Origin of the sequence: Segatella copri (assembly GCF_019249765.2) — a bacterium.
Classification (GTDB): Bacteria; Bacteroidota; Bacteroidia; order Bacteroidales; family Bacteroidaceae; genus Prevotella; species Prevotella copri_K.
This window is the reverse complement of sequence record NZ_CP152484.1, coordinates 3,824,019-3,847,513: the sequence shown is the minus strand read 5'-3', so window position 1 is coordinate 3,847,513 and position 23,495 is coordinate 3,824,019. Positions and strand designations below refer to the sequence as shown.

21 protein-coding genes are annotated in these 23,495 nt (G+C 47.3%); 7 read left to right on the top strand and 14 right to left on the bottom strand.

What is annotated here, in order from left to right; all coding sequences use genetic code 11:
• Positions 1-4 precede the first annotated feature (4 nt).
• Positions 5-682, top strand: a complete 678-nt coding sequence (locus KUA46_RS16185) for an outer membrane beta-barrel protein (protein ID WP_238405583.1) — start codon at positions 5-7, stop codon at positions 680-682.
• Here KUA46_RS16185 and KUA46_RS16180 read toward each other — a convergent pair.
• Positions 679-780: a BRO family protein gene (locus tag KUA46_RS16180; RefSeq protein ID WP_218486691.1), complete on the bottom strand. Its 102-nt coding sequence runs from the start codon at positions 778-780 to the stop codon at positions 679-681. The genes KUA46_RS16185 and KUA46_RS16180 overlap by 4 nt on opposite strands.
• A 798-nt stretch (positions 781-1,578) precedes the next feature.
• On the opposite strand from KUA46_RS16180, the gene KUA46_RS16175 reads away from it, so the two are divergent.
• Together KUA46_RS16175 and KUA46_RS16170 are read left to right on the top strand one after the other, a co-directional pair.
• The gene (locus tag KUA46_RS16175; RefSeq protein ID WP_218486692.1) at positions 1,579-2,277 is read left to right on the top strand and encodes a 5'-methylthioadenosine/adenosylhomocysteine nucleosidase; all 699 of its coding nucleotides are present in this window, start codon (positions 1,579-1,581) and stop codon (positions 2,275-2,277) included.
• A 139-nt stretch (positions 2,278-2,416) separates the two neighbouring features.
• The gene (locus tag KUA46_RS16170) at positions 2,417-2,902 is read left to right on the top strand and encodes an S-ribosylhomocysteine lyase (protein WP_117587516.1); all 486 of its coding nucleotides are present in this window, start codon (positions 2,417-2,419) and stop codon (positions 2,900-2,902) included.
• Positions 2,903-2,923: 21 nt separating this feature from the next.
• On the opposite strand, the gene KUA46_RS16165 is transcribed toward KUA46_RS16170, so the two are convergent.
• Positions 2,924-3,835: a transporter gene (locus tag KUA46_RS16165; RefSeq protein ID WP_420377682.1), complete on the bottom strand. Its 912-nt coding sequence runs from the start codon at positions 3,833-3,835 to the stop codon at positions 2,924-2,926.
• A 57-nt stretch (positions 3,836-3,892) separates the two neighbouring features.
• Positions 3,893-5,695, bottom strand: a complete 1,803-nt coding sequence (gene typA / locus KUA46_RS16160; protein WP_022122064.1) for a translational GTPase TypA — start codon at positions 5,693-5,695, stop codon at positions 3,893-3,895.
• Positions 5,696-5,879: 184 nt separating this feature from the next.
• Between typA and rpsO the strand changes: the two genes are divergently transcribed.
• A complete protein-coding gene (gene rpsO / locus KUA46_RS16155) occupies positions 5,880-6,149 on the top strand; it encodes a 30S ribosomal protein S15 (RefSeq protein WP_022122065.1) in 270 nt (89 codons plus the stop codon).
• Positions 6,150-6,255: 106 nt separating this feature from the next.
• Positions 6,256-7,371 carry a helix-turn-helix transcriptional regulator gene (locus KUA46_RS16150; protein WP_218486694.1) on the top strand — a complete coding sequence of 372 codons (1,116 nt, stop codon included), beginning with the start codon at positions 6,256-6,258 and terminating at the stop codon, positions 7,369-7,371.
• Between the two features lie 76 nt (positions 7,372-7,447).
• Here the strand turns inward: KUA46_RS16150 and folK are convergent, their stop codons facing one another.
• The 11 genes from folK to KUA46_RS16095 all read right to left on the bottom strand — a co-directional run bounded on the left by folK (position 7,448) and on the right by KUA46_RS16095 (position 20,584).
• Positions 7,448-7,855, bottom strand: a complete 408-nt coding sequence (gene folK, locus KUA46_RS16145; RefSeq protein ID WP_153085409.1) for a 2-amino-4-hydroxy-6-hydroxymethyldihydropteridine diphosphokinase — start codon at positions 7,853-7,855, stop codon at positions 7,448-7,450.
• 93 nt (positions 7,856-7,948) lie between these two features.
• On the bottom strand, positions 7,949-9,133 hold the full coding sequence (queA, locus tag KUA46_RS16140) for a tRNA preQ1(34) S-adenosylmethionine ribosyltransferase-isomerase QueA (protein ID WP_006849071.1): 1,185 nt from the start codon (positions 9,131-9,133) through the stop codon (positions 7,949-7,951).
• Between the two features lie 13 nt (positions 9,134-9,146).
• A complete protein-coding gene (gene truB / locus KUA46_RS16135; protein WP_022122068.1) occupies positions 9,147-9,863 on the bottom strand; it encodes a tRNA pseudouridine(55) synthase TruB in 717 nt (238 codons plus the stop codon).
• Between the two features lie 9 nt (positions 9,864-9,872).
• Positions 9,873-10,718 carry an undecaprenyl-diphosphate phosphatase gene (locus KUA46_RS16130; protein ID WP_022122069.1) on the bottom strand — a complete coding sequence of 282 codons (846 nt, stop codon included), beginning with the start codon at positions 10,716-10,718 and terminating at the stop codon, positions 9,873-9,875.
• Positions 10,719-10,747: 29 nt separating this feature from the next.
• Positions 10,748-10,978 (bottom strand): DUF3098 domain-containing protein, encoded by a 231-nt coding sequence (locus tag KUA46_RS16125; RefSeq protein WP_006849068.1) that lies wholly within the window; start codon positions 10,976-10,978, stop codon positions 10,748-10,750.
• 75 nt (positions 10,979-11,053) lie between these two features.
• Positions 11,054-11,932, bottom strand: coding sequence for a cell division protein FtsX (locus tag KUA46_RS16120; RefSeq protein WP_022122070.1), 879 nt, complete (start codon positions 11,930-11,932; stop codon positions 11,054-11,056).
• A gap of 286 nt (positions 11,933-12,218) precedes the next feature.
• Complete coding sequence (lpxA, locus tag KUA46_RS16115) at positions 12,219-13,001, bottom strand: acyl-ACP--UDP-N-acetylglucosamine O-acyltransferase (RefSeq protein ID WP_218486695.1); 783 nt, start codon at positions 12,999-13,001, stop codon at positions 12,219-12,221.
• 30 nt (positions 13,002-13,031) lie between these two features.
• The gene (locus KUA46_RS16110; RefSeq protein ID WP_022122072.1) at positions 13,032-14,426 is read right to left on the bottom strand and encodes an efflux transporter outer membrane subunit; all 1,395 of its coding nucleotides are present in this window, start codon (positions 14,424-14,426) and stop codon (positions 13,032-13,034) included.
• 27 nt (positions 14,427-14,453) lie between these two features.
• Complete coding sequence (locus KUA46_RS16105) at positions 14,454-17,720, bottom strand: efflux RND transporter permease subunit (RefSeq protein WP_218486696.1); 3,267 nt, start codon at positions 17,718-17,720, stop codon at positions 14,454-14,456.
• 33 nt (positions 17,721-17,753) lie between these two features.
• A complete protein-coding gene (locus KUA46_RS16100; protein ID WP_118190945.1) occupies positions 17,754-18,965 on the bottom strand; it encodes an efflux RND transporter periplasmic adaptor subunit in 1,212 nt (403 codons plus the stop codon).
• Positions 18,966-19,141: 176 nt separating this feature from the next.
• A complete protein-coding gene (locus KUA46_RS16095) occupies positions 19,142-20,584 on the bottom strand; it encodes a CCA tRNA nucleotidyltransferase (protein ID WP_217745876.1) in 1,443 nt (480 codons plus the stop codon).
• Between the two features lie 193 nt (positions 20,585-20,777).
• Between KUA46_RS16095 and KUA46_RS16090 the strand changes: the two genes are divergently transcribed.
• A complete protein-coding gene (locus tag KUA46_RS16090) occupies positions 20,778-21,326 on the top strand; it encodes a DUF1599 domain-containing protein (protein WP_228112588.1) in 549 nt (182 codons plus the stop codon).
• Between the two features lie 9 nt (positions 21,327-21,335).
• A complete protein-coding gene (locus tag KUA46_RS16085) occupies positions 21,336-23,429 on the top strand; it encodes a BT_3928 family protein (RefSeq protein ID WP_217745877.1) in 2,094 nt (697 codons plus the stop codon).
• The last annotated feature ends 66 nt before the right edge of the window (positions 23,430-23,495 follow it).

Sequence of the window (23,495 nt, the reverse complement as noted above, 5' to 3'; positions counted from 1 at the left end):
AATTATGAAAAGATTAGCATTCATCATGATGGCATTGCTCCTGGCTCTGATGCCGGCAGCTGCACAGAATTATCGTGACAGCAGATATTACAACAAGCAGACGGGGCATCTCGACTACCGTTACAACCACAACTACGGCAGCCCGTATTATGGTTTCCGCATCGGTCCTGCCTTCACCTTTGTCAATTCCGACGATTCCCGTCTGGATGGTGGCGACTGGCAGACTGGTCTGAACGTGGGCGTAGTAGCCGGCATCCCATTGACCGACAGCGCCCCACTCTATCTCGAAACCGGACTTTCGTATATAGAGAAAGGTGGCAAGAAGGATCTTCCTGAAGGCAAGAAGATGACCTACGATCTCAACTATCTTGAGATTCCTGCCGTTCTGAAGTACAAGTACGAGGTAGACGACCACTTCTCTATCCAGCCTCAGGTAGGCGGCTATTTTGCCGTTGGTGTAGGAGGTAAAATCAAAAACTTTGCCGAGCGTGAGGCAGAGAGTTCATTCAAGGATGCCAACTTCCGCCGTCTTGATGGTGGTATCCGCATCGGCTGCGGCATCGGCTACGACATGTTCTATGCCGATCTCACCTACGATATCGGTCTTGCCAACATCTGCCACGACAGTTTCGACAAATCGCGCAATGGAGCCCTCCAGCTCAATTTCGGAGTTAACTTCTAGGAAACCTCGGCAGTAACCCAGTTCTTGAACTTCACGGCAGTAGGAAGTTTGGAGCCGAGAACCAAAGCATAGAAACCGCTCTCGTTAACATAGAGCATCTGTTGGGCACAGAACTGCGGTTCTCCTTTTTTAAAAAACTACCCATGCACCCTAAAACAGGGGGCATGGGTAAGACCATCCGTATTCAGTATTCAGTTATTCAGTTTTTTTTTAAACCCTTACATGGATAAAGGGTTTGAAAACCCGAAAGAAAGGGATTGGTTATTTTGTAATGTATTTTTATTATTACATTATATTATATATATTATATATATAGATATATAGATAGTATATAAACTTTACTTTTTAAGGGGGTAAAAAGTAACCCCTTAAAAAAAAACTGAATAACTGAATACTGAATAAGGTGCTGTGTTTTCTTCTCTTTAACTCTATGTTTTCTCTTCTGAAAAAGTATGAGTTGCGGGGCGCAAAACGGCGAGTTAGATTGTTTAACAGATTTCAGATTGAAAGCGTGCTGAAAATCGCGCCTTATCACACGCTGAAATTTGGTGGTATCGGGGAATTGGCGTATCTTTGCATCGTGATTCAAGAAAGGCTTGTGCACCCCGCCAAGTCAACATTCAACATTCAACATTCGACATTAAAACTAAAGATTATGGAAGTAAAAGGAACATTGAAATATCGTAAAGTACAGCGCACACCTCAGACTAGTGAAAACGCAGGTAAGAAGAAGTGGTATGCTACTTCGGTAACCGACCGAAGCCCCCGGTGCATCACGCATCGGGGGCTTTTTTTACTTTTTTACCTTTAAAAGCCTTTTTCCTTAAAAACTCCTTAAACTTTGCTACTCTCTGCAATATTTTTAGTAACTTTGCACCCAAAAGTTAGTATACAAGATGAAAATAGGAATTATCGTTGCGATGGACAAAGAGTTCGCGCAACTCAAAACATTATTGACCGAATCGCAGGTTGAGAGAAAAAATTATAAGGACTTCGTTATCGGAAAGATAGGCAATAACGAGGTGGTGATGCAACAATGCGGCATCGGTAAGGTGAACAGTACCATAGGTGCCGTGGAAATGATTGACAACTATCACCCTGACCTCGTCATCTCTTCTGGCGTGGCTGGAGGCGCTGATATCAACCTCAACGTGACTGAGGTGGTGGTGGCAACCAACTGCGTTTACCACGATGCCTACTGCGGCGAGGAATGCGAATTCGGACAGATTCTGGGCATGCCGGCTTCCTTCAAGTCACCTAAGGAATATGTGGAGAAGGCACTCGCCATCAACAACCTGCCGGGCAATAGGCACCCGAAGATCCACGCCGGACAGATTGTGAGCGGCGAATGGTTTGTAGACAGCAAGGAGAAGATGCGCTCTATCCTGGAACACTTTCCTCAGGCGATGGCGGTGGATATGGAGAGCTGCTCTATCGCCCAGACCTGCCACATCTACAAGACGCCTTTCATCTCCTTCCGCATCATCAGCGATGTACCGCTGAAAGATACCAAGGCACAGCAGTATTTCGACTTCTGGGCTAAGATGGCTGAAGGCTCTTTCAACGTTACCAAGGCTTTTCTCGAAAGTCTTTAGAAGTGTTGAATGTTGAGTGTTGAATGTTGAATTTTTGCCTAACGGACTCAAGGGCGCTAGCCTAATTCAACATTCAACATTCAACATTCAACACTATTCACTCAACATTCAACACTCAACATTCAACATTATAAAAAAGATGAATAAGATTCCAAGTTTTACAATCAATCACAATAAACTGCTCCGCGGCATCTACGTGAGCCGTAAGGACGAAGTAGGCGGAGAAGTCATCACAACATTCGATATCCGAATGAAGGTGCCTAACCAGGAGCCTTGTCTGCACAACGGCGCCATCCATACCATTGAGCACCTGGCTGCCACCTATCTGCGCAACGACGAGGAGTGGAAGGACCGCATCATCTACTGGGGACCGATGGGATGCCTCACGGGCAACTATCTCCTCATCAAGGGCGACCTGGAGAGCAAGGACATCGTGGAACTGATGAAGCGCACCTTTAAGTTTATCGCCGATTTCGAGGGTGAGATTCCGGGACAGGCGGCAAAGGACTGTGGCAACTACCTGCTCCACGACCTGCCTATGGCGAAATATGAAGCCAGAAAATATCTGGATGAGGTGCTCTGCTGCATCAGGGAAGAAAACCTCATCTACCCTACCCAGGATTAGAAACAAAAAAATATGGCAAGCTTACCACTTAAGCTTGCCATATTTTTCTTTATACCAAAGTTGCCAGCCATTGACCAGATTCTGCCATACTACATAGGCACCCGGTGCTACGGCAGAAAGAGGATTCAGGAAGGTGAGGGTGAGCCAGATGCCCACTACCGTATTCTTCTGTCCCAACGCCTGACCGGCACTGATACTCGCACCGAAATGCCTGCCTACCGTCTTGCCGATGGCAAACTGGAGGAGACATACCAGCAGCGGTACAAAGAGCAGCAGAAGCATCGTTACGCCCGATACCTCGGCATGGAGCATGTTGCGAACCGTTTCGCCCATCAGTATCGTGAGGTTGAAACACCACATATAAAAACCCAAATCCTTTACATTCTTCACCTTATCCACCCATTTTGGCAGGAACCGGCGGCTCAGCAAGGCAAGCAGCAGAGGCACCACCAGCACGGTAGTGACATTGCGGAACACCATCGCACTCATCATGAGGAACGATACGTCTGCCCCCTTCTCTACCATCGGGAAAAGACTCGGAATGATGATCATCGTAAAAATGTTGGCGATGACCGTATAAGTGGTCAGCGAACCGATACTGCCGCCCAACTTCTCCGTAACCACAGCCACGGCGGCAGCCGTAGGACAGATGAAGCAGATGAAGGCACCCTCGAGAACCAGTTTGGTACTGTAATCGGAGCCGAACTCGAAGATGAGCACCACCATCATCAATGCCAGCGAGGTACGGATGAGCTGGAGGATGAAATGCCACGCCTTAGGCTTCATCTCCCTGATTTCTATCTTACAGAAAGTAACATAGAGCAGGGAGAACAGCACCACCGGCATCAGACTTACCAACCTCGGACCACAATAATCGCCAATGGGCACCAGGAAGGGCACATTGGCGAATATCAGGTAGCCCAATGCTCCCATAACCAGGGAGCAGGGCAATGAAAACTTTCTAAAAAATCTCCACAAAAACATTTCTGTTTAGTCTTTGTTGCTGCGCTTGCGCTTCAGGTGATCGAGCTCGATCTTGCGCATACGCATGTTCTTTGGAGTTACCTCTACGTACTCGTCCTCACGGATATACTCCAGGCACTCCTCAAGACTCATCACGGTCTTAGGAATGACGCGAGCCTTATCGTCAGAACCGGAAGCACGCACGTTGGTAAGCTGCTTAGCCTTGGTTACGTTGACTACCAGGTCGTTGTCGTGAACATGCTCACCTACAACCTCGCCGCCGTAAACCTCCTCACCCGGGTCGATGAAGAACTTACCACGATCCTGCAGCTTATCGATAGCGTAAGCAAAGGCAGTACCGGTTTCGAGCGCAATCATGCTACCGTTAGAACGGCGGCTGATTTCACCCTTGTATGGCTGATACTCCTTGAAGCGGTGAGCCATGATAGCCTCGCCCTGAGAAGCGGTAAGCACGTTGGTACGCAGACCGATGATACCACGTGATGGGATATCAAACTCAATGTCTACACGCTCGCCCATGTTCAGCATAGAGGTCATATCACCCTTGCGGCGGGTTACCATATCAATCATCTTAGAAGCAAACTCCTCTGGTACGTTGATGGTCAACTCCTCTACAGGCTCGCACTTCACACCGTCAATCTCCTTATAGATAACCTGAGGCTGACCTACCTGGAGCTCATAGCCCTCGCGGCGCATGGTCTCGATGAGTACAGAGAGATGGAGCACACCACGACCTGATACAATCCACTTATCGGTAGAATCCTCGTAAGGCTGTACGCGGAGAGCGAGGTTCTTCTCGAGCTCCTTGTTCAAGCGCTCCTGGATGTGGCGTGATGTACAGAACTTGCCTTCCTTACCGAAGAATGGTGAATCGTTGATGGTGAAGAGCATGCTCATGGTAGGCTCATCGACAGCGATTGGAGGCAGTGGCTCAGGGTTCTCGAAGTCGCAGATGGTATCACCAATCTCAAACTTCTCCAAGCCGACAACGGCACAGATATCGCCTGAATCTACATGATCGGTCTTCTTGTGGCCCATACCCTCGAAGGTGTGGAGCTCCTTGATCTTGGTCTTCTCCTGGGTTCCGTCGCGGTGGCAGATAGTAACATTCATGCCGTCCTTCAATGTACCACGGTGAACACGACCTACGGCGATACGACCTGTATAAGAGCTGTAATCGAGTGATGTGATAAGGAGCTGTGGAGTACCCTCGAGCTGCTTAGGAGCTGGGATAACCTCAATAATCTTATCGAGCAGATAATCGATATTGTCTGTTGGATGATTATAGTCCTCGCCCATCCAGCCGTTCTTGGCTGAACCGTAAACTACTGGGAAGTCGAGCTGGTCTTCTGTAGCATCGAGGTCGCACATCAGGTCGAATACCATCTCGTACACCTCTTCAGGGCGACAGTTAGGCTTATCTACCTTATTAACAACGACGATAGGCTTCAGTCCGAGCTGCAATGCCTTCTGGAGCACGAAACGAGTCTGAGGCATCGGACCCTCGAAAGCATCGACGAGGAGGAGGCATCCATCTGCCATGTTGAGCACGCGCTCAACCTCACCACCGAAGTCAGAGTGTCCAGGAGTATCGAGGATATTAATCTTAGTACCTTTCCAATTGATAGATACATTCTTTGAGAGAATGGTTATACCACGCTCGCGCTCCAAGTCGTTGGAATCGAGCACTTCGCCGCTGTTATCCTGGCCGTCGCGGAACAGCTTACCGGCGAGCATCATCTTGTCGACCAATGTAGTCTTACCATGGTCAACGTGTGCAATAACTGCAATGTTTCTAATGTCTTGCATTTTAATTTTTACCTTAAATACTTAAATTTGGGTGCAAAATTACAAAAAAATCCCGAAATGTTTGCATAATTCGGCAAAAAGTTGTATCTTTGCACCGCATTTTTAATGAAACCACCGTGAGGAAGGTCATCAGATGCACAAAATTAAACATATTCATATTTTATTAAATTAAGTTTTTACAGCTATGTATTTAGACAAAGCAAAAAAAGAAGAGATCTTTAGCAAGTACGGAAAGTCTAACTCTGATACTGGTTCTGCTGAGAGCCAGATAGCATTGTTCTCATACCGTATTGCTCATTTGACGGAACATGTTAAGAAGAACCGTAAAGATTATACTACAACACGTGCGTTGACACAGCTTGTAGGAAAGCGTCGTGCATTGCTCGATTACTTGTATGATCGCGACATCAATCGCTATCGTGCTATCATCAAGGCCCTCGGTCTTCGTAAGTAATCAGCTTAGGCAGACACATTGCTTAACAGAACAGAATCCCATCGTTCGCAAGAGCGATGGGATTTTTCTTGCATACTCAAGTCTTGAGTAAATAAAAAAAAAGAATATGATTCATTTCTTAGAACAGCACTTTGTAGAACTTGTAACCATAACCAGCATCATCTATCTGACGCTGGCAACCATCCTGTTGCTCTACCAGACACCTGATACAGCCGTTTACAAAACTTTTCGCAGATCTAAAAGACTGATGGCAGGCGGAATGATGCTCATCAGCCTGAATATATGGATCTGGATAGCTTCATTTACAGGAAGCTGGACGGAATATAACAACTGGGTTCCCTGTTTCGACATCATCCTCTTCTATCTGATGGGCATCTGCTTCAGCTTCTCGCTCAGCAGTCTGCTCGACCCGCATTATATCTCCCGGAAGCGCTGCAGGACGATAGCCGTAAAGTTCACAATGATGGCTTTCTTCGCCCTTATCGCCATGACAGATGCGCTGAAGGCATACCAGATACCTCTGCTGCTTATCGCCCTGATAGGACTGCTGGAGATGCTCATAGGGCATATCTACTACTTCAACAAGTGCTATCTGAGAAGCAACGCCCTCTTCGAAAACTACTTCTCGAACGAGAAGAGCCATTTCATCAGATGGCTCAAGGTGAGCCACTGGCTCTTCTACGGCATGCTGATACTGGGCGTGATATCCATCCGTACGGGTGCTCTGTTCAACTGGCTGGTGCAATTCTATGTGGTGGGCATGAACCTCTATATTCTGGTAAACATCATCAACTATACCTCAGAATACGAGACGCTGATGAAGGCAGACTGCGATAAGACGGAAGAAGAAAAGAGCGGAGAAGCCAGTCCGAAGAAAGCCTACATCGAAACGCTGCGCCCTAGAGTAACGGAATGGATTCAGGAGAAATCGTATCTGAAGGACCAGTTCACGATAGATGATCTTGCCACCAGGCTGTATACCAACAAGACCTACCTCTCCTCCTTCATCAAGGAAGAATTCGGCATGAGCTTCAGCAGTTGGATAGCGAATCTGCGCCTGGAAGAAGCCAAGAAAATGATGAGCGAGCATCCTGATGCCAAGCTGAAGGATATCGCCTACAACGTAGGTTTCTCTTCGCTGCCCTACTTTTCGAGCGTCTTTGCCAAATCAGAAGGTGTTACGCCATCTGCCTGGATGAAAGAACGCAGCAGGAATAAATAAAGAAAGATAAGAAACAGAAAACGGGCTGGGAGCGAAAAAGCTCCTAGCCCGTTTTTGTATACTTACTAAAATTAAATTACCTGAGTATCTCCTTCAGCGGTTTCATCACGAATTCACGCTCCTCCATCAATGGATGGGGAACCTTGAAATCGGGCTCATCTATCACCAAGTCATCTATCATCAGGATATCAATGTCGATGATGCGGTCCTGGTATTCGCCATCCACCGACTTCATAGTGCGCCCCATTTCGCGCTCTATGCGCTGCGTAGCCTCCAGCACCTGGCGCGGAGCCATCGTGGTGAGAACCAGCACACAGGCATTGATATAGTCGTTGGGCGATGAATAGCCCCAAGGCTTGGTTTCGTAAAGAGCAGACTGGCGCTCTACCACACCAATCTGCTCTCCTATCTTTTCTATTACCTCGCGAATGTTGCGCTTTCGGTTGCCCAAATTCGTACCGAGACTTAAATATACCTGATACATACTTATTCACACTTTTTTAAAATTGTGGATAACTAAGCTAAAACCCAGAATATCAACAACTTCTATGTGTATAAAAACTATTTATACCGCTGTTTAATCTGGAAGCATCAACAAAGAATCACCATAGCAGCCAAACATATAACCATTCTTCACAGCCATCTTGTATGCCTCGTAAACCAGGTCGTAACCGCCAAAGGCTGCAGTACTCATCATCAGGGTTGACTCCGGATGATAGAAATTGGCTACGGCACAGTCAGCAAGACCGAAATCGTATGGAGGGAAGATGAACTTGTTGGTCCATCCATCGAAAGCCTTCATCATACCATCGGTGCCTACAGCCGTTTCTGTTGCCTTCATCACACTGGTACCGATAGCGCAGACGCGATGGCCGGCAAGCTTGGTCTTGTTAACCAGATCGCATGCCTCCTGGCTGATCATCATCTGCTCAGAATCCATCTTGTGCTTGGTAAGGTCCTCCACCTCAATATCATGGAAGTTGCCCAAACCGCAATGCAGGGTGATATAAGCCTCGTTGATACCGTTGATTTCCATACGCTTCATCAGCTCGCGTGAGAAGTGAAGACCGGTAGCAGGAGCAGTAACAGCACCCTCTACCTCAGCGAAAACACACTGGAAATCGTCCATATCATCCTCTGTAGCGTGATGATCCTCACGTGCATCGATAACGTAGCGAGGAAGCGGAGCCTCGCCCAGAGCGAAGAGCGAACGCTTGAAGACATCATGATTGCCATCCTCATCATAGAGGAAACGGAGGGTACGGCCACGGCTGGTGGTATTGTCGATAACCTCGGCAACCATCTCGTTGACATCATCGAAGAAAAGCTTGTTGCCGATACGGATCTTGCGGGCAGGCTCTACCAATACGTCCCAAAGGCGCATCTCAGGATTGAGCTCACGGAGCAGGAACACCTCAATCTTGGCATCGGTCTTCTCCTTGGTACCATAAAGACGGGCTGGGAAAACCTTGGTATTGTTGAAGATGAAGGTATCGCCCTCTTCGAAGTAATTCACGATATCCTTGAACTGCAGGAATACTGGATTGCCATCGGCATCAACCATATCCTTGCCGTTTTCATCTTTCTTGTACATCTCGATGGTTTCTGACTTCTTGTGGAGAACCATGAGTCGGGACTCATCGCGGCGAGTAATCTCGAATGTACGTTCACCACTAGCCGTTTTTACCACGTGCTTTGCCTTATGTGGATAAAGTGCCACCTGATCTTTTGGCAACTTAAAGTTAAATTGTGATAGCTTCATGTTATATTTTTTATTACTTGGATGGCTGAAGGCTGTCTTCGAGAGGCTGCTCATCAAGCCATTCCTGGAAATGTTCAAAACTGATGCAGTTTTCTACTGCGAAACTTCCTGCCTTGGTACGGCGGAGGGCGGTAAGGTAGGCACCACTATCGAGAGCTCTGCCGATATCACGGGCGAGGGAGCGGATGTAAGTGCCTTTGCCACAAACCACGCGGATGCTGGCGGTCTTCTCCTCATCGTTATAATCGGTGAGTTCTATCTCGTCTACACGCACGGTCTTCGGCTTGAGCTGAACCTCTTCGCCTGCCCGGCGCAAGGCATAAGAGCGGTCGCCATTCACCTTTACGGCGCTGTAGGTAGGCGGAACCTGCTGAATCTCGCCCACAAACTGCTTGAGCGTTTCCTCCACCAGCTGGCGGGTGATATGCTCCGTAGGATAGGTGTGATTCACGCTGTGTTCCTTATCGTAGCTGGCGGTAGTAGCACCGAGCTGCAGGGTAGCTGTATACTCCTTGGTATGGGTCTGCAGCTGTTCTATCTGCTTGGTACATTTACCGGTGCAGAGCACCAGCACGCCAGTGGCAAGGGGATCGAGCGTACCGGCATGTCCTATCTTCACCTTAAAACCGAGCTTCTTGCTGAGCAGATAGCGAACATGTGCCAGGGCTCCGAAACTCGACATGCGATAAGGCTTGTCGATGGCAATAATTTCTCCTTTTCTGAAATCCATAGTTTATGTTTAGTCAACCATCTGCATATCTACACCGCAAAGGCCGCAGATGATAATGATAAGTCCTACTACGATACGGTACCAGCCGAAAGCTGCAAAACCGTACTTGGTGACATAATTGATGAAAAACTTGATGGCGAGAATGGCAACAATGAATGCTACCACTGAGCCTAATATCAATGTGAACAGGTTGTTGCCCTGGGTGAGCAATGAGCCGCCGCCATGGCTGATGAGCTTATAAACCTCGAGACAGGTGGCGCCAAACATGGTTGGCACAGCCAGGAAGAATGAGAACTCGGCTGCTGCCTTGCGGGTAAGACGCTGGGACATACCACCCACGATGGTTGACATGGAGCGCGATACACCAGGAATCATCGCTATACACTGGATGAAACCGATAATCAGGGCACGCTTGTAAGTAAGCTTGGTCTGTTCGCTGCCTTTATTGAATATCTTATCGCAGAAGAGCATGAAAATACCGCCAATGACAAGCATCCAGCCCACCAGCTGTACATTGCCAAGGTTTGACTCGATGAAATCATTGAAGGCAAGACCCAATACCACGGCAGGCAAGGTACCTACAACCAGACGGGCATAGAAATCGAACATCGCCTTCAAATAGGTCTTCTCACCGGTCTTCACTGCCTCTGGATAGAAGAATCTCTTCCAATACAGACAGATGACAGAAAGGATGGCGCCAAACTGGATGATGACAGTAAAGGCGTTGACAAACTTATCCTGGATATCTACACCCAGCAAATTTTCTGCTATAATCATGTGGCCCGTACTGGATACAGGCAAGAACTCGGTCAGTCCCTCTACGATAGAGATAATGATAGTCTGAATAAAATCCATCTAATAATAATATGTATATTAATTATAAATTATTCATTGTCTTTCGGCTTATGTATCACCGCATAGATGATTGAAAGGAAACCTATCAATGTTACGGTTGGTGCTACAACGATGCGACGGGTACTGAAAATATCAGTATCGAAGGTATGCTCGTTAGAACCGGCGCCACTCATCAGCAGAAAGCCGATGATGATAATCGCCATTCCGATGCCTAACAAGATAAAGTTCATCTTGTCGAATGCTAAATTCTTCTTATCCATTTTTTTTAATGTTGAATGTTGAGTGTTGAATGTTGATAGCAAGATTGCTATAAACTATTAACTTTTAACTATTAACTAAATCTTATAAAGGTCTCCCGCCTTCATCTTCAGGAACTTATTGACTGAGATGCAGGCGCAGAAGGCGGTAATGATGATACCGAAGAGGAAGACGGAGCCGCCGGTGATGGCAAGTTCCTGCCAGCCCAAAACGTTCATCAACTCAGGTTCGTGGAGCGACCATGCATAGAGACAACCGCCCAGGAAACCATCTGCCAGCAATGCAGAAACAACGCCCACAAGCATAGCCTTGCGGAGGAACGGGCGGCGGATAAAGCCCCAGGATGCACCTACCAGCTTCATCGTATGGATGGAGAAACGGCGGGCATAGATGCCCAGACGCACCGTATTGTTAATCAGCGAGAACGAGATGAAGGTGAGCAGGGCTGCTACAATCAGCAATCCGATACTGATCTTTGCCAACGAATTGTTCACCTGTTCTATCAGGTCGTGCTGATAAGTAACCTCGGTAACACGTGGGAATGCCTTCAGTTCCTTGGCAATCCACTTCAAAGAATCATTGTTCGCGTAATCTGCCTTCGTCGTAATCTCTATGGAAGGCTGGAAAGGGTTGACACCAGCAAACTCGCTCGGGTTGGTACCCAAATCGCGGGTAGCTTCTTTCAGTGCCTCTTCCTTGGTGATATAAGTCAGCGTATTGACATAAGGTCTTGCATTCAGGCGTTTACACATCTGCAATCCCTCCGGGTTAGTCATATCCTGTTCGAGCATCACCTGTACCACGAGATTCTCCTTCACATAGGAAGAGAGATTGCGTCCCATGAGGACAGAGAAGATAACTAATCCCAACAAAATGAGCACCATAGCGGTACTGATACACAAAGTAATGACCTGCAATCCACGATGATTGCTAGGCTTATATTGTTTCTTTCTCATTTTTAAAAATCTTTACTAACTTAAAACAAAAAGGGCACAATGACCCAAATTGTCTGCAAAGATACGCATAAACGAAGAGATAACAAAATAAAATTGCATTTATTTACATTTATTCAATTAATTAATCGAACCACAGGCAAAAGTTAAGTTCAATTGAAAAAGGAAAAGGGCCAACCTCACGGCCAGCCCTTCACATAATAAGTAAAATTCAAATAGGTATGACTTGAATTTACTAATTTACAAATACAATATTAGGGATGAAAAAATCCCAACATCTACACAATCTTTACATCTTAGTGATGACACCCTTCTCTGAACTCTCCAGGAACTGGATGATGTTCTGAATCTCCGGTCCATCTGGCACCTGATCCTTGATCTGGTTAATGGCATCGAAGATGGATGTCTGACCATGGAATACCAGTCGGTAGGCATTAGCAATATGCTTGCGAACCTTCTCGGTAAGCTCAGCTGCTTCCATGATGATGGTGTTAGGACCTGCATACTTTACAGGCTTTCCACCGGCAATGATATAAGGAGGAATATCCTTAGAGAAGGCAGTACCTGCCTGAATCATCGCCAAGTCGCCTACTCTAGTCTTGGCGTTCTCTACTACAGATGTTGAGTAGATGACACCGTTACCAATCACACAGTCGCCCGCAATCTTGGTACCATAACCGAATACGCAACCGTTGCCGATTACGGTATCGTGAGAGACATGGGCACCTTCCATCAGGAAGTTGTTGTTGCCCAGAACGGTCTTGCCGCCCTTATGGGTACCACGGTTGATAACCACGTTCTCACGGATGGTATTGTTATCGCCGATGACTACCTCACTCTCCTCACCTGTAAAGTGGAAGTCCTGTGGGAGCGCAGCGATAACGGCTGCCTGGAACACCTTATTATTATTACCCATGCGAGTACCGTTCATGATGCTCACGAATGGATAGATGGTACAGTTGTCGCCGATGACCACATCGTCCTCAATATAGGCGAATGGATATATCTTGCAGTTGTCTCCAATCTTAGCCTTTGGAGAAACCTCTGCCTTTGGACTTATTATACTAGCCATAACTATAAACTATTAATTATTAACTATAAACTACTTAGCTCCTCCACCCAATGCATAGTAGAGATTTACTACTGCCTGCATCTTGTAGAAGTCATCAGCTACCTTAGAAAGCTGTACGTTGAGGAGTGAAGACTGTGCCTGGATGATTTCAAGGTAAGAGCTGCCTGCAATACCCATCAATTCCTTGGTAGATTCTACATTCTTCTCGAGTACTTCTATTCGCTTCTGCTCTATCTTGCTCTTCTCATCAGAGTAGTTGTAGAGAACAAGCGCATTGCTCACCTCGCTACCAGCCTTCAGCACGGTATTCTGCCAGGTGTTGTAAGCCTGCTCATACTGCATCTTAGCCACCTTTAAACCGGCAATGATACGGCCGTTCTGGAAAATTGGCTGGGTAAGAGAACCTACAGCTGAGAGCAACCACTTACCTGGGTTCACGATGCCCATACCACCTGAATTGGTGAAGGCACCTGTACCGGAAATAGTGATAGATGGATAGAACTTGCTGCGGGCGGTCTCTACACCATAGAAGCACTGGGCAAGATTCATCTCGGCTGCGTGGACATCAGCACGGTTGTTGAGCAACTGGATGCCTACACCGGTTGAGAAATTAGAAGGAAGACTCTGGTTATCCAACTTGCCACGGGCGATGCTATGTGCCTGGTCGCCGATGAGCAGACTCAGAGAGTTCTCTGTCTCACGAATCTGGCGCAACAGATCGGTCTTCTGGGTCAACACAGAATAGTAGTTAGACTCAGCTGACTGGATGGCTGGTGTACGGTAACCCAATCTGAGATCGTGCATCTTCTGCATAGTCTCCCAAGTATCCTTGGTCAATCCTTCCATATTGTTAACCAACTCCACCTGCTTGTCGAGCATCAACAGAGTATAATACATGTTGGCGATGTTGGCGATGAGGTTGGTCTTGACAGATACCTGATAATCCTGCAACTGGAGCAGCGCCATCTGGGCACTGCGCTTCTGAGAGAGCAGGTTGCCGAAGAGGTCTACCATCCAGCTGGCTGTAACAGGCATCGTGTAAGTCTTGGTGGCAGCCTGACCATCCCAGGAAGCGATGGTTCCCTGAGGAGTGAAAGCCAGAGAAGGCACGAATGCCAACTTGGCACACTTCAGCTGCTCTTCTGCTATCTTCACGTTCAAAGCCGCATTGAGGAGGTTGACATTGTTGTTCAATCCCTTCTCAATGATTGACTGGAGCTGAGGATCGGTAAAGACACTGCGCCAAGGGATATTGGCGAAGGTAGTAGTATCCTTTACAGCCAATGTATCTGTATCAGAAGCTACATCGCGAACGATACCGCTGGTCTTCACATCCGGACGCTCATACTTTCCGTAGAGTGTCTTGCAGCTGCTCAGGGAGAGCGCTGCGAGACCCAATATGATGATATTTAAATTCTTTTTCATTGTTTCCTTTGAAGTTACATTGCGTTATTACTTCTTCTCGATACCCTTCATTTCGTGAGCGGCGTTGGCATACTGCTCCAATTCGGCAGCTACCTCCTCGTTCATCTCGTCCTCGAACTTCATTGGGGTCAACTTCTCCTGCAACCACTGGAAGACTGCAAAGAGAGCAGGAACCACGAAGATCTGACAGATAGTACCGATCAACATACCACCTACGGCGGCAGCACCCAAGGTCTGGTTACCATTCTTACCTACACCTGATGCGAACATCAGAGGCAACAGACCGATAACCATCGCCAGAGAGGTCATCAGGATAGGACGGAGACGGGCACCGGCACCCAGGATAGCTGAGTACTTGATAGCCATACCCGTACGACGACGCTCGAGGGCAAACTGTACGATAAGGATGGCGTTCTTAGCCAACAGACCAATCAACATAATAAACGAAATCTGCATGTAGATATCGTTAGAGTGACCGAAGAGGTTGGTGAAGATGAACGCACCTGCCAAACCGAATGGGATAGACAACACTACAGACAATGGCAAGATGTAACTCTCGTACTGGGCACTCAAGATGAGGTAAACGAATACAATACAGAGTGCGAAGATCAAACCTGTAGAGTTGCTTGATTCAGCCTCAGAACGGGTCAAACCAGAGTACTCATAACCATAACCCTCTGGCAATGTCTCCTTGGCAACCTCAGCAATCGCCTTCATACCGTCACCGGTAGAGTAACCGGTGTTAGGAGTTACAGATACATCCATAGAGGTAAACAGGTTGAAACGTGTGATGTTAGATGGACCATAAATCTTCTTCAAGTTCACGAACTCGCTTACAGGAGACATGGTGCCATCAGCACAACGTACATAAATTTTGCTCAGATCGTCTGGACGCATACGACTCTCAGGTCCAGCCTGAATCATGACACGGTAGAGCTTACCGTAGGCATTGAAGTTAGATGCGTAGAGACCACCAAGATAACCCTGCATGACAGACAATACTGTTGATGGAGAGATACCAGCCTGCTTGGTCTTGGCAACATCTACATCTACCATATACTGAGGATAGTTAGGGTTGTACTGAGTCTGAGCGGTCTGAATCTCAGGACGCTTGTTCAACTCAGCCAGGAACTTCTTCACATTATCAAAGAACTTATTCAAGTCACCACCGGTCTTATCCTGCATAGTCATGGTAATACCATTCTGCATAGAGAAACCGGAAATCATAGGTGGAGCAAAGGCAAGCACCTGTGCATCCTTGATCGTAGCAGTCTGCTTGTAGATCATACCCAATACAGAGGTATACTCCATAGGGTTGACAAACAGCGCCTCGATACCGCCACCGGTACAAGCCTCCTTGATACGGTGGAAGAATCCACCCGGACGCTCCTCGAATGGCTTCAGCTTCACGATGATGGTACCCTGGTTAGAACCGGCACCACCGATAAAGCTATAACCCATGATGGCGTTACGGGTTGCGATGGCTGGGTTGCTAGCCAGCATCTTATCTACCTGCTTAACGACCTCTGCTGTACGTTCCTGAGAAGTACCAGGAGCTGTAGAGATACAAGCGAAGATAGTACCGGTATCCTCATCAGGCACCAGACCCGTCTTGGTAGTACCCATCAGGGCAACCAGACCTACGATGCTGACAGCCACGAGGCTACCAGCGATGATGCCATGATTGATAACCCACTTGACACCACCTTTATATTTATTGGTAATCTTATCAAACTGATAGTTGAATCCAGCGTGGAATCGGTCGATGAAAGACATCTTCTTCTCGTGACCCTCCTCGTGTGGCTTCAGCAACACGGCACAGAGTGCAGGAGACAGCGTCAACGCATTGATAGCCGAAATAACGATAGATACAGCCATGGTTACACCGAACTCACGGTAGAAGTAACCGGAAGTACCACCGATGAACGATACAGGAACGAACACGGCAGACATCACCAATGTAATAGAGATGATGGCGCTGGAAATTTCGTTCATCGCATCGATAGCTGCAGTAAGGGCACTCTTGTAACCCTGGTCGAGCTTGGCGTGAACCGCCTCGACCACCACAATGGCATCATCGACCACAATCGCAATAGCCAGCAGCAGGGCTGACAGCGTAAGCAGGTTGATGGAGAATCCGAAGATCCAAAGGAAGAGGAACGTACCGACCAGAGCCACAGGCACGGCAATCATAGGAATCAGCGTAGAACGGAAGTCCTGCAAGAAGATATACACTACGATGAACACCAGTACCAGAGTGATGATCAAGGTGAAGATAACCTCCTCGATAGATGCGAACAAGAACTCAGTAACATCCATCAGGATGACATTCTTCAACCCAGGAGGATAACTCTTCTCCAGTTCATCAAGCGATTTCTTTACGTCGCTGGCAATCTGGGTAGCGTTGGAACCGGCAATCTGCTGAACCATACCCAGCACGGCAGGCTGACCATCATTGAGCAGGTTTACGTTATACTGCAAACCACCCAACTCAACCTTGGCTATTTCGCCCAAACGGAGCGTCTGACCGGAAGTATTACTCTTGATAAGGATGTTCTCATACTCCATTGGAGTCTTCAAACGACCCTTGTAGCGCAAGGTATATTCATACTGCATATCAGAGCTTTCACCAAAGCTACCAGGGGCAGCCTCGATATTCTGCTCTGCCAAAGCCTGAGAAACATCAGAAGGAACCAGTCCGAACTCCTTCATCTTCTCTGGCTTCAACCAGATACGCATAGAGTAGTTACGGGTAGAAGGGCTCTGCACATCACCCACACCACTGATACGTTTCAACTGAGGAATGACGTTGATCAGGGCGTAGTTGGTAACAAACTGGTCGTCGTAACGGCCATCGTCTGTAGTCAGAGCGAACATGATAACGTTAGAACTCTGACGCTTGGTTACAGTGACACCCACCTTGGTAACCTCGGCAGGCAACAGAGACTGCGCCTGAGACACACGGTTCTGTACGTTGACCGCAGCCATATCAGGGTCAGAACCCTGCTTGAAATAAACGGTGATCTGAGCAAAACCAGAGTTAGACGCAGAAGAGGTCATATAAGTCATGTTCTCCACACCGTTGATACTCTCCTCCAGCGGAGCAACGACAGAGTTCAACACCGTCTGGGCATCTGCACCCGTATAGGTAGCAGTTACCGTGATGGTAGGCGGCGCGATATTCGGATACTGCTCGATAGGCAGCGATACCAAGCCGATAATACCCAGCAAGACGAAGAAGATGGAAACCACCGTCGAAAGTACCGGGCGCTTTATAAAGTTTGTAAATGACATAATTTACTATTTTTCTTTATACCTTATTATATATTACTTCTTTCCGCCCATAGCAGTAGCGAAGGCATGAGCGTTATCCTGAGACTCAGCCAACTTGGCAGCCTCAGCAATCTTCTGATTGTAACGCTCCAGAGTGATAGGCTTGATCTGCTGGCCATCGGTCAACTTGGTAATACCCTTCAAAACAATACGATCGCCTACATGAAGACCTGCAGTTACGATATAGTTCTTGCCATCATCCTGTGGATTGACCTTGATCTCAGAATACTTCACCTTGTTATCCTTGGTTACGATGTAAACGAAGATCTTATCCTGAACCTGCGAGCAAGCCTCCTGAGGGATAACGATAGCGCTGTTATGATCGTTAGGAACAACGATAGAACCTGCACCACCACTCTTCAGCAACTTCTCTGGGTTAGCGAAGTGAGCGATGAGAGAGATAGAACCGGAAGTAGCATCGATGACACCACTCATCTTGACTACCTTACCTGGGTGATTATAGATAGAACCGTCTGCCAACTGCAACTTGACAGCTGGGAACGCTGCGATGGCTGCCTGAATGCTACCATTGGTCTTAGACATACTCAAGATCTGAGACTCAGAGAGTGAGAAGAATACCTCCATAGTGCTGATATTGGAAACGGTAGTAAGAGCCTGACCAGAAGCACTTACCAAAGCACCCACCTTGAAAGGAAGACTACCTACTACACCAGCAGAAGGACTGGTAACGGTACACCAAGCCAACTGCTCGCGGGCTGAAGCCAATGCTGCCTCTGCCTGAGCTACCTGAGCCTTAGCTGTTGCATAGCTGTTAGCTGCTGTAGAGAGTTCAAATTCACCGATAATCTTGCTATCATACAATTTTTTATTGTTCTGATAGGTCAACTTGGCTGTATTAGCCTGTGCCTTAGCTGTATTTACAGCGGCAGCTGCAGAACGGACAGCAGCCTGATAGGTCTCGCTATCAATAGAGAACAAAGCCTGACCTGCTGATACAGTCTGTCCCTCGTGTACAAAAACCTTAGTGATAAAACCAGAAACCTTAGGACGTACCTCTACATCCTGGATACCCTTGATGGTAGCAGGATAGGTAGTCTGCAATGCGGCGCTGGAAGTACCGATAGTAGCCACAGCGAACTCATCATCGCTGAAGTCAGGCAGACCGCCCTTCTTACTTCCACCACATGATGTCAACGCAGCAAGAACACAAACTGCTGCAACAAACAAAACGCTTTTAATTTTCATACCTATTTTTTATATTATAATTTATTATTTAATCTTTTATCTTCTCTTATTCAAAAGTTCTTTCCGTCCTCTAACGAAAACTTTTATGCGCCTTTAAGTTTTAAAAGCGCTGCAAAAGTACTAATAATAAATGAATAACGGCTCGCTAGGAGCCGTTATTTAACAAAAATTATTCTCTATTTTGAGTTTTCTGCATTTACCAATCCCATCTCCTGAGCCTTCTTCATCAGAAGTTCCATCAACGGTTCACGCTCATTAGCCACCTTATTATCCAATACAGCATCCTTGAGATACTGCTTCAGGGTGCCTACCTCGCGGCAAGGGGTAAGATGGAACATCTCCATAATCTCATTACCATCGATGCATGGCTGGAGAAGTCGCTTATAATCACGCTCCTGCAGATCAACCAGTTTCTCGCGCACCATCTTGAAATTATCCAGAAAACGCTGCTTGCGCACCTGGTTCTTGCTGGTAATATCAGCCTCGCAGAGCGTCATCAGGTCGTTGATGTCATCGCCGGCATCATTCAGCAGGCGGCGAACGGCACTGTCGGTAACCTCCTCATCAGCAATCACAATCGGACGCATGTGGAGTTCTACCAGCTTCTGCACATACTTCATCTTCGCATCCATCGGAAGTTTCATACGGCGGAAGATACCCGGAATCATCTTTGCACCTATTATATTATGACTGTGGAATGTCCAGCCGATATTGTTGTCCCAGCGCTTGCTCTTCGGTTTACCGATGTCGTGGAAGAGAGCAGCCCAGCGGAGCCAGAGGTTATCAGAGTGCTTGCACACATTCTCGAGCACCTCCATCGTATGGTCGTAATTATTCTTATGTGCCCTGCCGTTACGGGTTTCCACCTTGTCCATCGCAACCAGTTCTGGCAGAATGAGATCGAGCAGACCTGAATCTTTCAGGTAATAGAAACCGCTGCTTGGGTGCTTGGAGAGCATAATCTTGTTCATCTCGTCGCAGATTCGCTCAGCACTGATAATCTTCAGGCGCTCGGCATTGCGGGAGAGCGCATCATAGGTTTCCTCCTCTATCTGGAAATTGAGTTGGGTAGCGAAACGCACGCAACGCATCATACGCAGCGGGTCATCAGAAAAAGTGATATCCGGGTCGAGCGGAGTGGCAATAATGCCATCTTCCATATCGTAGACACCATCAAAAGGATCTACGAGTTCTCCAAAACGGTCTTTGTTCAGGCAGATAGCCATCGCATTGATGGTGAAGTCGCGGCGGTTCTGGTCATCCTCCAGCGTTCCATCTTCCACAATAGGCTTTCTGGAATCGCGCTGATAGCTCTCCTTACGGGCGCCGACAAACTCCACTTCTGTATCCTGATACTTCACTTGTGCTGTTCCGAAATTACGGAACACAGAGAGATGCGCCTTTCTTCCGAGCATCTTCTTCAAGGCAGAAGCTACCTCTATACCGCTACCAACCACAACGACATCAATATCATTGGAAGGTCGCTCCAGGAAGAGGTCACGCACATATCCACCTACTACATAACACTCCACAGACAGCCCATCTGCTGCCTCTGAAATCTTATGAAATATATCCTTATCCAGTATCTGTGCCAGTTCGGCATTGGTCAAATTTCTCATACTCTTTTTACTTTCGGGGTGCAAAGTTACTGCAAATCGAAGACAATACAAAATAAAAAAAGGTTTTTTTTGTTTTTATTGTTGAGATGCAGCGTAACTTATCAAAAGTTACAGCAATATAAGCGAAAAACAAAATAATTATTTGGCTATTTCATAATAAATGCGTAAATTTGCACCGAATTTCGAAATTATTATGGCAGATTTATTGAAAACAGAACAGCAGTTTAAGGATGTCATGAGTGAATGCAGGACATTATTTGAGAAGAAGCTTCATGATTATGGAGCCTCTTGGAGAATCTTGCGCCCTTCTTCTCTGACAGACCAGCTCTATATCAAGGCGAAGCGCATCCGCTCGCTCGAAATCAAGAAAGAATCTTTGGTTGGCGAAGGTATCCGTCCGGAGTTCATTGCCCTTATCAATTATGGTATCATAGGACTCATCCAGCTAGAAAAGCCTTTCGTGGATGAGGTGGATATGACACCCGAAGAGGCTATGAAACTATACGACCTCCATGCAAAGGAGGCACTGGAACTGATGCTCAGGAAGAACCATGACTATGATGAGGCATGGCGCTCGATGAGAGTCAGCAGTTATACAGACTTCATTCTGACCAAGATTCAGCGCGTAAAGGAAATTGAAGACATCGCAGGCGCTACCCTCGTTTCTGAAGGTATTGATGCCAACTATATGGACATCATCAACTATGCCGTCTTCGGTGCCATCAAAATGAGCGAGAAGTAAAAATATAAAATGATGAAGAATAAGGCAACTCACATATTAACAAAGATAGCGGTCAATATCGGGCGACTGCTGATGGCTATAACCTTCATTTTCTCAGGATTTGTGAAGGGAATTGACCCATTAGGCACGCAATACAAGATAACCGACTATCTGGAGGCGCTGCACATCGACTGGATGTTCCCTTCATGGAGCACCCTGGTGATGTCGGTATTACTAGCCACTGCAGAGTTTGCCATCGGTATCTTCCTCCTCTTCGCCATCCGACGGAGACTGATGAGCAAGATCACCCTTGCCGTGATGAGCGTGATGACGCTGATTACCCTGTGGATCGTTATCGCAGACCCAGTAAAGGATTGCGGATGCTTCGGTGATGCCGTAGTGCTCACCAATATGGAGACATTCATCAAGAACATCATCCTCCTGATATTCGCCGTCCTGCTTTGGAGAAAGCCGCTGGAGATGCAGAGACTCATCTCGAAACAGACCCAGTGGGTGGTGATCAACTACACCTTCCTCTTCTCCATCGTGATGAGTATCTGGAGTCTGTGGTATCTTCCGCAATTCGACTTCCGTCCTTATCATATAGGTGTCAACATTGCCAAGGGCATGGAGATTCCGAAGGGAGCCAAGCAACCCAAGTTTGATACCACCTTCATCCTGGAGAAGAACGGAGAGCGGAAGGAGTTTACGATAGACAACTATCCCGATTCCACCTGGACCTTCATCGACAGCAAGACGGTTCAGACCGAAGAAGGTTACGTACCTCCCATCCACGACTTCAGCATAGCTGATGCCAAGACGGGAGAAGACATTACCCAGGAAGTGATTCACGATAAAGGCTACACCTTCCTCCTAGTTTCGCCACATCTGGAATTTGCCGATGACAGCAACTTCGGCAATATCGATGAGATTTACGAATATGCCAACGACCATGGCTACCGTTTTCTCTGCCTCACAGCAAGTACGGAGAAAGCCATCAAGCACTGGCAGGACATAACAGGAGCGGAATATCCCTTCTATGTCACAGACGAGACTACGCTGAAGACGGTAATCCGCAGCAACCCAGGTCTTCTTCTACTGAAGAACGGAACCATCATCCAGAAATGGAGCCACAACGATTTGCCTGACATGGCAGAGATTGGTGACAAGCCACTGGAGAAGACCGAGATAGGCAAGATGCCGGAAGCAAGTGCCGCCAAGAAGATAGCCGGCATCATCTCCTGGTTCATCATTCCACTGGTACTCCTCACCATTGCCGACCGGCTCTGGGCTTGGGGCGCCTGGATCAGAAAGAAAGAGAATTCGAACAGAATATTATCAACTTTTAAAAAGAAAAGAAAAATGAGAAAGAAAATTGTAGCAGGTAACTGGAAAATGAACATGAACCTGCAGGACGGTGTTGCTCTCGCTAAGGAGATCAACGAGGCATTGGTAGCAGACAAACCAAACTGCGACGTAATCATCTGTACTCCATTCATCCACTTGGCTTCTGTAGCTCAGGTTTTGGATTCAAAGGTAGTAGGTCTCGGTGCTGAGAACTGCGCTGACAAGGCTAAGGGTGCTTTCACTGGTGAGGTTTCAGCTGAGATGGTAAAGAGCACAGGTGCTCAGTATGTTATCCTCGGTCACTCAGAGCGTCGTCAGTACTATGGCGAGACAGCTGAGATCTTGAAGGAGAAGGTAGAGTTGGCTTTGGCTAACGGTTTGAAGGTTATCTTCTGCTGCGGTGAGACTCTCGAGGAGCGTGAGGCTGAGAAGCAGAACGAGGTAGTAAAGGCTGAGTTGGAAGGTTCAGTATTCCACTTGAGCGCTGACGCTTGGAAGAACATCATCCTCGCTTACGAGCCAATCTGGGCTATCGGTACAGGTAAGACTGCTACTTCTGACCAGGCTGAAGAGATGTTGGCATACATCCGCTCTATCGTAGCAGAGAAGTATGGCAACGAGGCTGCTGAGGATACATCAATCCTCTACGGTGGTAGCTGCAAGGCTAGCAACGCTCCTGAGCTCTTCGCTAAGCCAAATATCGACGGTGGTTTGATCGGTGGTGCTTCTTTGAAGGCTGCTGACTTCAAGGGTATCATCGACGCTTGGAAGAAGTAATCTCATAAGGATATTACATTTCCCGAAGGGATGCCTTCTTCGTGAAGCGCATCCCTTCATTCTTCA

Excerpts from the sequence above, each read along its gene's own strand:
- folK (WP_153085409.1), bottom strand. The coding sequence starts at position 7,855 with ATGTATCAGGTATATTTAAGTCTCGGTACGAATTTGGGCAACCGAAAG.
- KUA46_RS16085 (WP_217745877.1), top strand. The coding sequence starts at position 21,336 with ATGATGAAGAATAAGGCAACTCACATATTAACAAAGATAGCGGTCAAT.
- truB (WP_022122068.1), bottom strand. The coding sequence starts at position 9,863 with ATGGATTTCAGAAAAGGAGAAATTATTGCCATCGACAAGCCTTATCGC.
- queA (WP_006849071.1), bottom strand. The coding sequence starts at position 9,133 with ATGAAGCTATCACAATTTAACTTTAAGTTGCCAAAAGATCAGGTGGCA.
- KUA46_RS16120 (WP_022122070.1), bottom strand. The coding sequence starts at position 11,932 with ATGAGAAAGAAACAATATAAGCCTAGCAATCATCGTGGATTGCAGGTC.
- KUA46_RS16175 (WP_218486692.1), top strand. The coding sequence starts at position 1,579 with ATGAAAATAGGAATTATCGTTGCGATGGACAAAGAGTTCGCGCAACTC.
- rpsO (WP_022122065.1), top strand. The coding sequence starts at position 5,880 with ATGTATTTAGACAAAGCAAAAAAAGAAGAGATCTTTAGCAAGTACGGA.
- lpxA (WP_218486695.1), bottom strand. The coding sequence starts at position 13,001 with ATGGCTAGTATAATAAGTCCAAAGGCAGAGGTTTCTCCAAAGGCTAAG.
- KUA46_RS16130 (WP_022122069.1), bottom strand. The coding sequence starts at position 10,718 with ATGGATTTTATTCAGACTATCATTATCTCTATCGTAGAGGGACTGACC.
- KUA46_RS16090 (WP_228112588.1), top strand. The coding sequence starts at position 20,778 with ATGGCAGATTTATTGAAAACAGAACAGCAGTTTAAGGATGTCATGAGT.
- KUA46_RS16165 (WP_420377682.1), bottom strand. The coding sequence starts at position 3,835 with ATGGGAGCATTGGGCTACCTGATATTCGCCAATGTGCCCTTCCTGGTG.
- KUA46_RS16125 (WP_006849068.1), bottom strand. The coding sequence starts at position 10,978 with ATGGATAAGAAGAATTTAGCATTCGACAAGATGAACTTTATCTTGTTA.
- KUA46_RS16095 (WP_217745876.1), bottom strand. The coding sequence starts at position 20,584 with ATGAGAAATTTGACCAATGCCGAACTGGCACAGATACTGGATAAGGAT.
- KUA46_RS16170 (WP_117587516.1), top strand. The coding sequence starts at position 2,417 with ATGAATAAGATTCCAAGTTTTACAATCAATCACAATAAACTGCTCCGC.
- KUA46_RS16150 (WP_218486694.1), top strand. The coding sequence starts at position 6,256 with ATGATTCATTTCTTAGAACAGCACTTTGTAGAACTTGTAACCATAACC.
- KUA46_RS16105 (WP_218486696.1), bottom strand. The coding sequence starts at position 17,720 with ATGTCATTTACAAACTTTATAAAGCGCCCGGTACTTTCGACGGTGGTT.
- KUA46_RS16100 (WP_118190945.1), bottom strand. The coding sequence starts at position 18,965 with ATGAAAATTAAAAGCGTTTTGTTTGTTGCAGCAGTTTGTGTTCTTGCT.
- typA (WP_022122064.1), bottom strand. The coding sequence starts at position 5,695 with ATGCAAGACATTAGAAACATTGCAGTTATTGCACACGTTGACCATGGT.
- KUA46_RS16180 (WP_218486691.1), bottom strand. The coding sequence starts at position 780 with ATGCTCTATGTTAACGAGAGCGGTTTCTATGCTTTGGTTCTCGGCTCC.
- KUA46_RS16110 (WP_022122072.1), bottom strand. The coding sequence starts at position 14,426 with ATGAAAAAGAATTTAAATATCATCATATTGGGTCTCGCAGCGCTCTCC.
- KUA46_RS16185 (WP_238405583.1), top strand. The coding sequence starts at position 5 with ATGAAAAGATTAGCATTCATCATGATGGCATTGCTCCTGGCTCTGATG.